The 12070-nt window shown below is 40.7% G+C and carries 11 protein-coding genes, 9 tRNA genes and 1 rRNA gene; 19 read left to right on the top strand and 2 right to left on the bottom strand.

Going from position 1 to position 12070, the window contains the following annotated elements:
* From KH400_RS18355 to KH400_RS18315, 9 genes are all read left to right on the top strand, one after another.
* Positions 1-71 (top strand) — tRNA-Asp (locus tag KH400_RS18355).
* Between the two features lie 23 nt (positions 72-94).
* Positions 95-179: transfer RNA gene (locus KH400_RS18350), tRNA-Leu, on the top strand.
* 15 nt (positions 180-194) lie between these two features.
* Positions 195-280 (top strand) — tRNA-Leu (locus KH400_RS18345).
* Between the two features lie 194 nt (positions 281-474).
* Positions 475-551 (top strand) — tRNA-Arg (locus tag KH400_RS18340).
* A 302-nt stretch (positions 552-853) separates the two neighbouring features.
* Positions 854-930, top strand: a tRNA-Pro gene (locus tag KH400_RS18335).
* 2 nt (positions 931-932) lie between these two features.
* Positions 933-1006: transfer RNA gene (locus tag KH400_RS18330), tRNA-Gly, on the top strand.
* Between the two features lie 28 nt (positions 1007-1034).
* Positions 1035-1111 (top strand) — tRNA-Ile (locus tag KH400_RS18325).
* 74 nt (positions 1112-1185) lie between these two features.
* Positions 1186-1301 (top strand): 5S ribosomal RNA (gene rrf, locus KH400_RS18320).
* Between the two features lie 124 nt (positions 1302-1425).
* On the top strand, positions 1426-1605 hold the full coding sequence (locus KH400_RS18315) for an H-type small acid-soluble spore protein (RefSeq protein WP_217227150.1): 180 nt from the start codon (positions 1426-1428) through the stop codon (positions 1603-1605).
* A 98-nt stretch (positions 1606-1703) separates the two neighbouring features.
* Here KH400_RS18315 and KH400_RS18310 read toward each other — a convergent pair whose 3' ends face one another.
* The gene (locus KH400_RS18310) at positions 1704-1937 is read right to left on the bottom strand and encodes a group-specific protein (protein ID WP_217227149.1); all 234 of its coding nucleotides are present in this window, start codon (positions 1935-1937) and stop codon (positions 1704-1706) included.
* Positions 1938-2116: 179 nt separating this feature from the next.
* Here KH400_RS18310 and KH400_RS18305 point away from each other — a divergent pair.
* The 8 genes from KH400_RS18305 (at position 2117) to KH400_RS18270 (ending at position 8672) form a co-directional block, all read left to right on the top strand.
* A tRNA-Met gene (locus KH400_RS18305) sits at positions 2117-2193 on the top strand.
* 28 nt (positions 2194-2221) lie between these two features.
* Positions 2222-2297 (top strand) — tRNA-Asp (locus KH400_RS18300).
* Between the two features lie 158 nt (positions 2298-2455).
* The gene (thiL, locus tag KH400_RS18295; protein ID WP_217227147.1) at positions 2456-3442 is read left to right on the top strand and encodes a thiamine-phosphate kinase; all 987 of its coding nucleotides are present in this window, start codon (positions 2456-2458) and stop codon (positions 3440-3442) included.
* 20 nt (positions 3443-3462) lie between these two features.
* On the top strand, positions 3463-3936 hold the full coding sequence (gene tsaE, locus KH400_RS18290; protein ID WP_217227145.1) for a tRNA (adenosine(37)-N6)-threonylcarbamoyltransferase complex ATPase subunit type 1 TsaE: 474 nt from the start codon (positions 3463-3465) through the stop codon (positions 3934-3936).
* On the top strand, positions 3917-4621 hold the full coding sequence (tsaB, locus tag KH400_RS18285) for a tRNA (adenosine(37)-N6)-threonylcarbamoyltransferase complex dimerization subunit type 1 TsaB (RefSeq protein ID WP_217227143.1): 705 nt from the start codon (positions 3917-3919) through the stop codon (positions 4619-4621). Before tsaE ends, tsaB begins: the two co-directional genes overlap by 20 nt.
* 2 nt (positions 4622-4623) lie before the next feature.
* Positions 4624-5091, top strand: a complete 468-nt coding sequence (gene rimI, locus KH400_RS18280) for a ribosomal protein S18-alanine N-acetyltransferase (RefSeq protein ID WP_217227140.1) — start codon at positions 4624-4626, stop codon at positions 5089-5091.
* Positions 5072-6091: a tRNA (adenosine(37)-N6)-threonylcarbamoyltransferase complex transferase subunit TsaD gene (tsaD, locus tag KH400_RS18275; RefSeq protein ID WP_217227138.1), complete on the top strand. Its 1020-nt coding sequence runs from the start codon at positions 5072-5074 to the stop codon at positions 6089-6091. The genes rimI and tsaD overlap by 20 nt, the downstream gene beginning before the upstream one ends.
* 427 nt (positions 6092-6518) lie before the next feature.
* Entirely contained in the window at positions 6519-8672 is a 2154-nt protein-coding gene (locus tag KH400_RS18270) for a hypothetical protein (RefSeq protein ID WP_217227136.1), read from the top strand.
* A 52-nt stretch (positions 8673-8724) separates the two neighbouring features.
* Here the strand turns inward: KH400_RS18270 and KH400_RS18265 are convergent, their stop codons facing one another.
* Complete coding sequence (locus KH400_RS18265) at positions 8725-10656, bottom strand: ABC-F family ATP-binding cassette domain-containing protein (protein ID WP_217227164.1); 1932 nt, start codon at positions 10654-10656, stop codon at positions 8725-8727.
* A gap of 223 nt (positions 10657-10879) precedes the next feature.
* Here KH400_RS18265 and moaC point away from each other — a divergent pair, with 223 nt between their 5' ends.
* Both moaC and KH400_RS18255 read left to right on the top strand, forming a co-directional pair.
* A complete protein-coding gene (gene moaC / locus KH400_RS18260) occupies positions 10880-11365 on the top strand; it encodes a cyclic pyranopterin monophosphate synthase MoaC (protein ID WP_217227134.1) in 486 nt (161 codons plus the stop codon).
* Positions 11366-11425: 60 nt separating this feature from the next.
* The gene (locus tag KH400_RS18255; RefSeq protein WP_217227132.1) at positions 11426-12061 is read left to right on the top strand and encodes a redox-sensing transcriptional repressor Rex; all 636 of its coding nucleotides are present in this window, start codon (positions 11426-11428) and stop codon (positions 12059-12061) included.
* The last annotated feature ends 9 nt before the right edge of the window (positions 12062-12070 follow it).

Genomic DNA, 12070 nt, shown 5'->3' with positions numbered 1-12070 from the left:
GTAGTTCAGTTGGTTAGAATGCCTGCCTGTCACGCAGGAGGTCGCGGGTTCGAGTCCCGTCCGGACCGCCATTTTTACATTTAAAAGAATAATTGCGGGTGTGGCGGAATTGGCAGACGCGCTAGACTTAGGATCTAGTGTCTTATGACGTGGGGGTTCGACTCCCTTCACCCGCACCATTTTATATAAAAGAAGCGGTCGTGGCGGAATGGCAGACGCGCTAGCTTGAGGGGCTAGTGGGGGCAACCCCGTGGAGGTTCGAGTCCTCTCGACCGCACCAAACTTACTACCTGAATGATCTTCGAAGCAAGTTTGCGACGAGCAAGCGTTAGCGGCGCAGGAGCATGTGATTAAACTCCTATGCTAACATGCGACGAGGAATCCGCATCATTGAATAAACTCGTAGACGCAGGAGCAAGCCCTGAATGATCTTCGAAGCAAGTAGCACCATAATTCATTTATAATTTTAAAAATGCGCCCGTAGCTCAATTGGATAGAGCGTCTGACTACGGATCAGAAGGTTAGGGGTTCGACTCCTCTCGGGCGCGCCATTTTTATGTTAACAAAATGATTTTTGCATAAAATCTAGCGAAGAGATTCACAGTTTATAATGTTCTAAAGTAGAGAAACAAGAAGGTCAAGGAAGTAAGCGAAAGAAAACCGGATTGTACAAGGGTACATGAGGATTTGATTGAGTGCAACTGACGAAGAGATTCGCAGTTTATGATCTTCTAAAGTAGAGAAACAAGAAGATCGAGGAAGTAAACGAAAGAAAACCGGATTGTACAAGGGTACATGAGGATTTGATTGAGTGCAACTGACGAAGAGATTCGCAGTTTATATACTTTAGAAACGGGAAGTAGCTCAGCTTGGCAGAGCACTTGGTTTGGGACCAAGGGGTCGCAGGTTCAAATCCTGTCTTCCCGACCATTGCGGGTGTAGTTTAGTGGTAAAACAAGAGCCTTCCAAGCTCTGGTCGTGAGTTCGATTCTCATCACCCGCTCCAAACTTATAAAATTATTTATTAATAATATGGGCCTATAGCTCAGCTGGTTAGAGCGCACGCCTGATAAGCGTGAGGTCGGTGGTTCGAGTCCACTTAGGCCCACCATAATTCAAACTGATTAAAAACATCTCTATCTGCTTACTATTATACTAGTTTGTAGAGGGTGTTTATTTTATTGGTTTGGTGACGATAGCAAAGAGGTCACACTCGTTCCCATGCCGAACACGACCGTTAAGCTCTTTTGCGCCGATGGTAATTGGGGGTTTACCCCTGTGAGAGTAGGACGTTGCCAAACTGTTAAAGTACATTCCAATCGGAGTGTGCTTTTTTTGTTTTTAATTTATATGTTTTGTATAAAAACCCTGTAAGAGCAAATACTACCATTGAAATAAATCTTGGATAAAAAGGAGCCTTTACCCATGGAACCAAATCGAGCAAAGCAAATTATTTCTTCTCCAAAAGAAATTACAGTCACTTACCATGGCGTCCCTGTTTGGTTAAAAAATGTTAATGAGTCAGAAGGTTCTGTTAGTGCATTTTCTGAGGAAAATAGCGACGAGGTCATGGTATTGCCGCTTGAGGAGCTTGAGGAGGAATAATACTTTAGGAACTATTCTTTCCCACTCGAAAAGAAGTGTTATTTCTGCAAGGCGACCCATTGAAAGGTCGCCTAAGTGATGCCTTCATTAGAAGAGGGTTAAGCTTGGCTAAAAAGAGTAGCCATCTTTTCATTACGATCGTTGCGTTCTTTTTCCTCAGCTAAGTCATACTTTTTTAACAAATGGAACGCTTCATTTAGTTGTTCTTGTGTTCGTTCTTGCTCAAGATAAGTAGTAAATTCTTTCTTGATATCTGCTGGTAAAAAGCTTGATTGTTCATCAAGTTTCTTTTTAACGTCTTCTAGACTGTGGTCAATGTTACATTTGCCCATTTATATCAACTCCTTTTGTTCTATGATAATAAAACATGGTTTAGAAGTAAAACGCAATCTTGTGATTCATTAAGAGAAAGAAAAAATGTTGGTGAATTTTTGAGAAACCTTGCAACCGATTTGTTTATATGGTATATTAATAAATGTGATGATAAACAGTAAATAACTTTTCACATTATCGCGGGGTAGAGCAGTCTGGTAGCTCGTCGGGCTCATAACCCGGAGGTCGGAGGTTCAAATCCTCCCCCCGCAACCAACTACTTAATCAGTTAGTAACTGTATAGGGACCCGTGGTGTAGGGGTTAACATGCCTGCCTGTCACGCAGGAGATCGCCGGTTCAAATCCGGTCGGGTCCGCCATTTAGTAACGAAACATAGATGTTTCGCTTTTTTTATGTGTAAATAAGTTTTTTGAAAATAGGGTAAACTGTTACAGTTAATCGTCCTTAGGATCGTGATATCCTAAGGTTTTTTTACACATCTACATCATTCATTTTAGACGTAAAGGTGTTGTTTATATGGAGGACGAATTTCAATTTATAAAGAATATTACACCTAAGCAAACGAATCAGTCGTCATTAGTGAAAGGAATTGGTGACGATGCCGCTCTTTTTCGTGGGAGTAGTGATTATGAAGAAATCGTATGTGTTGATACAATGGTTGAAGACGTACATTTTAACCGTAAAACAATGCCACCATGGAATATTGGATATAAAGCATTAGCAGCAAATGTTAGTGATGTTGCTGCGATGGGGGGGATCCCTACATATTATGTTGTTTCAATCGCGATTCCGCCAACGTGGAAGGATGAGGAAGTATATGAGATCTATCAGGGGATGACAGCGTTAGCGTCAACATATAAGATGGATGTAATCGGTGGTGATACGGTTTCAACAAGTGACCGCCTTGTCATATCGGTTACTGTGCTTGGACGAGTTGAAAAAGGTCGACACTTATTGCGAGAAAATGCGAAACCAGGTGATATCGCTTTTGTCACAGGGGATGTCGGTGCATCAGCAGCTGGGCTTGAATTGTTATTACAATTTGGACATACACACTTATTTACTGAAAATGAACAAAAATTAGTTGATGCTCATCAAAGGCCGTTACCTCAGGTGAAAGCGGGACGGGTTTTAGCTGAGAGTGGTTTACGGCTTTCGCTAAATGATATTAGTGATGGAATTGCAAGTGAAGTTAATGAGATTGCTGAAGCTAGTCATGTTAAAATAGTAATTGATCGTGAGAAGATCCCATTTGCATCGCAACTACATATATATAGCCAAAAGCAGATCGATACATATGGGCTGTTTGGTGGCGAGGACTTTCAGTTAATTGGTACTGTAGCGAAATCTGATTGGCCTCAATTAACACAAAAGTTCGGGCAAGCTGGAATCACTGTTTCACGAATTGGTGAAGTTTATGATGGTGAATCCAAAGCATACATAAAAGTAGCCGACAATATCATTCCTTTAGAAAAAAGCGGGTATAATCATTTTAATCGATAAAATAGTAAGGTGAGATTTAAATGGAAAAACTAACGATTGAAACCAATTCTCCGGAAGAAACACTTACACTTGCAGAAAGGCTCGCAGGCTTATTAGCTCCGGGCGATGTGCTAACATTAGAAGGAGACCTAGGTGCAGGGAAAACGAGCTTTACAAAGGGCCTTGCCAAAGGGTTAGGTATTAAAAGGGTAGTTAACAGCCCGACGTTTACAATTATAAAAGAGTACAAGGGGCGGTTACCGTTATATCATATGGATGTTTACCGGTTAGAAGGTAGTGACGAGGATCTTGGCTTTGAGGAATATTTCCATGGCGAAGGTGTTACGGTGGTTGAATGGGCAAGTTTGATTGAGGAGCAATTGCCAGAGAACCGATTGGCCATTGAAATCCATCACCGCGGTGAGCAACAACGCCAGCTAACTTTTATACCGTATGGGGACCGTTATATTACGTTGTGTAAGGAGTTACAAAAAAATGAAAGCACTGACAATTGATACATCTAATTTAGTCATGGGTGTGGCGGTTACAGAGGATGATCGTATATTAGGAGAGGTGATTACGAATTTAAAAAAGAACCATTCGATTCGGTTAATGCCTGCGATCTCCGATTTGATGAAGGAAGTAAATATGCAACCGAAAGAATTAGATCGGATTATTGTTGCAAATGGCCCTGGTTCATACACAGGCGTGCGGATCGGTGTAACAACGGCAAAGACAATGGCTTGGTCCTTAAACATACCGTTAGTCGGTGTTTCTAGCTTAGAGGTCCTTGCCCAAAATGGACGATATTTTAATGGTGTGATCTCACCATTATTTGATGCTCGACGTGGACAAGTTTATACTGGGCTCTACAAATCGAATCAAGGTCAAGTAGAGAATATTGAAAATGACCGTATTATTCAATTAACCGACTGGCTTGAGATGCTCAAGCAGCAAAAGGATGAAGTCTTGTTTATTGGCAATGATCTTCCTCTACACCAGCAGTTAATTGAAGAGCAATTACAGACAAAAGCAGTGTTTGCTTCAGGTAGTCAGCATAACCCGCGTCCAAGCGAATTAGCTTTGATAGGGATTAGCCGTGATGCGATAGACAATGTCCATGAATTTGTACCAGAATATCTCCGTCTAGCAGAAGCAGAGGCAAAATGGCTTGAATCTCAACAAGGTAAGGTTGACTAACGATGGAGGAGAAGTGTACGATTCGACTTATGTCTGTCGAAGATATTGAAGACGTTATAGTTGTTGAACAAGACGCCTTTCCCGTACCTTGGAGTAGGGAAGCGTTTCAGAATGAACTAACGAACAATCAATTTGCGCACTATTTAGTCGTTGAAGTTGATGGTAAGGTTGTTGGTTATTGTGGTGTCTGGGTCGTTATTGATGAAGCTCATATTACCAATATTGCCATTCACTCAAACTATCGGGGAAAAAAATTCGGTGAAATACTACTTATTCATGCATTAGATTTAGCGAAAACATTTGGAGCAAAAAAAATGACGTTAGAAGTTCGTGTCTCTAATGAAATTGCTAAGCAATTATATGAAAAATTAGGGTTTCAATCGGGTGGGATTCGCAAAAAGTATTACACAGACAATTTAGAAGATGCGTTAATAATGTGGGTGATGTTAAATGGAAACGAAGCAGGATGAACTAATACTAGCAATCGAAACGAGCTGTGATGAAACAGCGGTAGCGGTTGTCAAAAATGGAACAGAAATTATAGCAAATGTCGTTTCTTCACAAATTGAAAGTCATAAACGATTTGGTGGGGTCGTGCCTGAAGTAGCATCACGCCATCACGTCGAGCAAATGACGGCAATTATTGAAACGGCGATGGATGAAGCGGAAGTGTCGTTTACAGATTTAGCTGCGATAGCAGTGACAGAAGGACCTGGATTAGTTGGGGCATTGCTTATCGGTGTCAGTGCAGCTAAGGCAATCGCTTTTGCGCATGACCTTCCCTTAATTGGTGTCCATCATATTGCTGGGCACATTTATGCCAACCGACTCGTGCGAGAACTTCAGTTTCCACTCGTTTCCTTGGTTGTGTCTGGTGGCCATACGGAATTAGTTTATATGGAAGGCCATGGATCATACGAAGTGATTGGTGAAACGAGAGATGACGCAGTCGGTGAAGCGTATGACAAAGTCGCGCGTACACTCGATTTGCCATACCCTGGTGGACCGCAGATTGACAGACTTGCTCATAAAGGAGAGCCGACACTCGATTTGCCTCGTGCTTGGTTAGAGCCAGATTCATTTGATTTTAGTTTTAGTGGATTAAAATCAGCGGTTATTAATACGCTACATAATGCTCGTCAGCGCGGAGAGCAGATCAAACCAGAAGATCTTGCTGCGAGTTTTCAAGCAAGTGTTATTGATGTACTTGTTGGAAAGACAAAACGAGCAGTTGAAGAATATCAGGCTAAACAACTGCTTGTAGCTGGAGGGGTAGCTGCAAATAAAGGTTTACGTGAACAGCTAGAAAAAACGTTTGCCGATAATGATGTAGACTTGATCATCCCTCCGCTATCGCTCTGTACGGATAATGCCGCAATGATCGCAGCCGCAGCGAGCATTGAATTAGCAAAAGGGAATTACGCTGATTTTAGGTTAAATGGGAACCCAGGATTAGATTTAGAACGTTAAGAGGAGGTTCAACAAGTCCGGTAAGATAACTATCGAAATTCTTCGAAGGCTTGTTCTTGTACTGCCTCTGCGACTTTAGCCGATCGGTTCTTTTTGTCTTCTGTTTTGGACACGCATGTTAAGTATTGGGTTTAAATCTCTTTTCTATCGTAAAAGATGGAGAAGAGATTTTTTTATTTTTATTAAGATAAGACTTATGTGGAAAAAAGTTACTAACAAGTTGTTAAGACTGTGGATATTTCTGTTGAAAGACTAAAACAACGGACTTTTTACTGTTTATAAATAAAATGTGGATAACTTAGTGGATAGTGGGGATAAATAGTAGGAGTCTTAATAAATAAGTACACAGCCTGTTAGTAACTATGTGGATATTGTGGATATGTCAGAAAATTTTAAATAAATTCGTCGAATAAAGGAGAGCAATTTGTTGAAAAAGATCTATTTTCTGATCATGGTTATCTTTATCTGTTTACCTTTGGAAAAAAATTATGCACAATCCACAAATGAAAGTTTAATTTTAGTTTTAGTTCCTGGGTTATCGTTTCAAGAAATTGAATGGCTGTTAACAAGTGGAGAAGCAACGGAGTTATGGCATCACGGCGGGGTAGCAGGTGTGAATATCCGCCCTGATGGTGATTATTCCTATTTAAATAGCGCGGTTTCATTGAGTAGTGGCATTCGTGGCTTGGGCGTAAAAGGGTGGAATGCATATGAACAAGGTGAACATTTTCAACAGCGACCGGTGGAAGAGCGGTATGTACAGTGGACGGGTGATTGGCCAAGGTCCTCTATCGTACACCCTTTTTTCCACAAGCTTGTGGAAAAGAATCAAGAAACGACATATCAAGCTGAGATTGGCTTACTAGGAGAGCTGTTAAAACGTGAAAATGTTGATCGGTTTGTGATTGGTCATAGTGATACAAGTGATGAAAAGCGTAGGTATGGATCATTATTTACATTAGATAAAATCGGAGAATCACAGGGAGATCTAACCGTAGGCGTAAAAGAAAGTATCGAGGCTCCAAGTGGGGTTGAGATGGATGTTGGTGCAATTATTAATGAGGTTAATCAAGTAGAGAGTAAAGCCTCGCGTAGCTTCCTGGTGATTGAATGGGGCGATCTTGAGCGTTTATTTGCCGAAAAATTAGTGATGACCAAAGAACATTATCAACAGCAATACGAGCAGAACTTGTTAGCGCTTGAGTCACTGTTGAAAGAGCTTATCGATGGTGAGGGCTCACGTCAAGTGATGATGTTATCACCGATGATGAATCAAGACGCCTATAATGCAAGAGAGAGGTTGGCTCCGCTTTGGTTGTGGAAAAGTGATGCGCAGAAATCGCAGTGGGTTATTCGTTCGCAAACGACACGTCAGGATCATGTTGTGAGTAATATGGATATCGCTCCAACGATACTTGATTTCTTTGCGATTGAGCACCCGCAGGTGATGCTAGGACAACCGGTGAAACGAGTCGACACAGAGTTATACACAGCCAGTGAAGTCTTGGATCATGTCGCATGGATTTTTACGATTTTCCAGACGCGTGGTGTCGTTTTATCTAGTTATATTACGCTCTTGGTCATCTTACTCATTGGCATTAGTGTAGTTTTGTGGAGAAAACGAGAGAATGAAACGTGGAAGTTTGCTGCGAAAGTACTGCTAGTGGCAGGGGTTAGTTCACCATTATGGTTTTTAGTGACACCCCATTTATTAAAAAGGATTGACCCTGGCTTTTACTTTTGGTTGTTATCTTTCACTTCGGTAGCGATTGGTTATGCTTGTGTTCGCTATTTAAAGCATCCGTTCGCAGTGGTAGGAACACTTTTATTTTTTATGATCTCTGTTGATCAGGTCCTTGGTTCGAGTCTGATTCAGCGGTCATATTTAGGATATGATCCAATCATAGGTGCTCGTTATTATGGAATGGGCAATGAGTATGCAGGAATTTATATCGTTGCAGGTTTACTAGTTGTTATGCCGTTTGTGTATATGGCGAAAAAGTGGCTGACGTTATCGATTGTTACAGTGGTTTGTTTGGTGCAGCTTTATATTCTCGGAGCCCCCTACTTGGGAACAAATGCAGGAGCAACGTTAGCGACTGGAATTGCTTTTGGGTATCTATTCTTTCGTTTACTTGGTTTGCGGGTTCATTGGAAGCGCATGATTTTATACGGGGTAGTGATATTAATGGTGCTACTGTTCGTTTTATATGGCTTCCAATCCAAAGGGGACCAGACTCATATCGGCTACGCATTTGAGAGACTTTTAAATGGTGATATTCGTTATATCATTGAAGTCATGGAGAGAAAGCTTGCGATGAATTGGAAGATCTTTAAGTTCTCAAATTGGACACAGTTATTTGTGTGTAGCTATTTACTCATTGGTCTTTTGCTTTGGCGGCAAAAGCGAATGTTCACTGAACGTCCTCAAAAAGATATCATTCAAGCGGGGATCGTTGCGTCTGTTGCCTTGCTCGCTTTAAATGATTCTGGGGTTGTCGCAGCGGCGACATCCATGTTTGTGATTGTGTCAGCAAGTTATTATTGGCTTTTAGACAGAGAAAAAAGGCCCCGCACCTAGAAGGTAACGATTTACCTTTTAGATGAGGGGCTTTTAATATGAGATTGTTTCTTTACTCCTCTTGTAAAGTCTCCCATTCATCCATGAGCTTATCTAATTCTGCCTTCTTCTCATCAATTGCTTGTTGCAGTTCCTGTAAACGCTCATGATCTTGAAAAATCTCCGGTTCACACAACGTCTCTTCGTGTTCTGCGACTTCTTCCTCTAACTGTTCAATTGTTTTCTCAATCTCTTCGATTCGACGAATTCGTTGTCTTTCGCGCTTTTTTGCTTCTTTATCAAGCTGGAAGTTTATTTTATCGCTTTTTGTTGAAGGAGCTGTTTGCTTTTCGACTTCTTTGGCGTGTAATTCTTCACGTTGCCTTTGTTCGTCTTTTTTCACCAAATAATAATCATAATCACCGATATAGTCAGTTAGCCCATCCTCTGTTAACTCCACAATATGGGTTGCCAAGCGGTTTAAGAAATAACGGTCATGTGAGACAAATAGGAGTGTTCCTGGGTAGTCAATTAAGGCAGCTTCTAGCACTTCTTTGCTATCAAGGTCTAGGTGGTTTGTCGGTTCATCAAAAATTAAGAAATTAGCTTTTTTCATCATAAGCTTGGCGAGGGCTAGACGCGCTTTTTCTCCTCCGCTTAGATCGGAAACAATTTTTAAGACATCATCACCACTGAATAAGAAGTTTCCAAGAACGGTTCGAATCTCTTTCTCTGGTGTGAGTGGGTATTCGTCCCACAGTTCGTGTAAAACTTGTTTATTAGAGTCAAGCTTTGTCTGTTCCTGGTCATAATAACCAATCGTGACATTGCTTCCATAAGTAATTGTACCGTCTAGCTTAGCGACTTCCTTTGTGATTGCCTTAAGCAATGTTGATTTGCCAATACCATTAGGACCAATTAGAGCGACGCTTTCGCCACGATTAATACTCATCGTAAGATTAGAAAATAACGGTTTTTGTTTGTCGTAGCCGACAGAAAGGTCATTGATTTTCAGAACGTCATTTCCGCTTTGACGTTCAATATCAAATGAGAATGACGCTGATTTTTGGTCGCCTGAAGGTCGATCCATCACAGACATTTTCTCTAACTTCTTACGTCGACTTTGTGCTCGTTTTGTCGTTGAGGCTCTTGCAATGTTTTTTTGGACAAATTCTTCGAGCTTGGCTACTTCTTCTTTTTGTTTTTCGTATTGCTTCATTTCTAATTCGTAACGCTTTTCTTTCTCCTCGAGATAATCACTATAGTTACCGTGGTACTTGGTGATTTCTGTACGGGCGAGTTCATATACGTTTGTGACAATTTTGTCGAGAAAATAGCGATCATGGGAGACGATCAAAATAGCACCGTCATAATTCGCTAAATATTGCTCGAGCCATGTTAGTGTTTCTATATCTAGGTGGTTGGTTGGCTCGTCTAAAATGAGTAGATCGGGCTTCATTAACAATAACTTTCCGAGCGCGAGTCTTGTTTTTTGGCCACCACTTAATGTAGAAATCTTTGTCGAATAATCAAAAGATCCAAATTTTAACCCTGATAATATACCGCGGATATCAGCCTCATACTGATACCCGCCTTTATCCTTGAACTCAATTTGTAATTGATCATATTCTGTCATTAATTTCTGATAGTTGGTTTGGTTGGCGAGTGTATCTGAATCAGCCATCTGTTCTTCTAACTTTCGTAATTTGACTTCCATTCGTTTAAGCGGTTCAAAAACCGTCATCATCTCGTCCCAAATCGATAACTCCGATTCTAACCCAGTGTCTTGAGCAAGATAGCCGAGCTTCATGTCTTTTGGCATAATCATCTCACCGGAATCGTAGCTCATTTGCCCGGCAATGATTTTCAATAATGTTGACTTACCAGAACCGTTTCTTCCGACGAGTGCGGTTCGTTCTTTTGATTTAATTTCTAACTTAATATTTGCTAAAATTGGGTCAGACCCAAATAATTTTGAAAGGTTTACACATTGTAATAGAATCATTTCAATCCTTCCTAACTTTAGCGGTCGATTCATATTTGTGACCACTTGATCTACAAATAGTGTATCGTATAATAGGATAATCAACAACTTCTTGAACGCTTGTAGCGACTATATTCGTAGGTGTTGCTGCACTGTTCAAAAATTTTTCACGAACAGGTTTTGTAAAACGAATACATAGAAAAGAAAATAGTGTACAATAAAGACTAGGGAGGAGTGTGTGTACATGTCATCTTTTACCCATTTTAACGATCAAGGTCGAGCGAAGATGGTTGATATCTCGGATAAACAAACAACAGCTCGAACTGCGATTGCTCAAACGAGTATCGAGGTTAATCAGACCATTTATAATAAAATTCAAGAAGGTTCCATTGGCAAGGGAGATGTACTTAGTGTCGCTCAAGTGGCTGGCGTAATGGCAGCAAAAAAGACAGCAGACATTATCCCCATGTGTCATCCGCTTTCATTAACAGGAGTTGATATTTCTTTCTCTTGGCACGAAAAAGAGTCTGCATGGTCTCTAGCGATCCAAGTTGAGGTCAAAACGAAAGGGACAACCGGGGTAGAAATGGAAGCTTTAACGGCTGCATCAGCGACAGCGCTAACGGTCTATGATATGTGTAAGGCTGTCGATAAAGGGATGGTTATTGGTCCGACTTATTTAGTAGAGAAAACAGGCGGTAAAAGCGGTGATTTTAAACGAGAAGAGTAATAGTGGGTCATTGATATTTAAATAAAGGTATGAAATTGAAGGTTATGTTGGAGGCTATTTATGGATATCGATCAAGCAAAAATACCTCAAGCAACGGCAAAACGGTTACCGTTATATTATCGATTTTTAGAAAACTTAAAGGCCTCTGGAAAGCAGCGAGTCTCGTCATCGGAGTTAAGCGAGGCTGTAAAGGTTGATTCCGCTACTATACGTCGAGATTTTTCATATTTTGGTGCGTTAGGGAAAAAAGGCTATGGTTATAATGTTAACTATTTGCTATCGTTCTTTCGAAAAACCCTCGACCAAGATGAAACGACGAAGGTTATCTTAATAGGGGTTGGAAATTTAGGGACAGCATTTTTAAATTATAACTTTTCGAAAAATAATAACACGAAAATTGTCATGGCATTTGATGTCGATGAAGAAAAAGTTGGATTAGAAATTGGTGGCGTGAAGATTTATAATTTAAATGACCTTGAAAAAATAATTGATCCTGAGGTTTCAGCGGCAATTCTAACTGTGCCAGCGGCATCGGCGCAGAAAATTGCTGATCGCCTTAGTGATGTCGGAATAAAAGGGATTTTAAATTTCACACCAGCGAGACTAACTGTGCCTGACCATATTCGTGTTCATCATATTGATTTGTCGATTGAACTACAGGCACTTATTTATTTTCTTAAGCACTATCCATTATAAGGGATGAAT

It is taken from the genome of Desertibacillus haloalkaliphilus, from assembly GCF_019039105.1.
Lineage (GTDB): Bacteria > Bacillota > Bacilli > Bacillales > KJ1-10-99 > Desertibacillus > Desertibacillus haloalkaliphilus.
The sequence above is the reverse complement of the archived record's forward strand: the minus strand, read 5'-3'. Positions and strand labels throughout refer to the sequence as shown.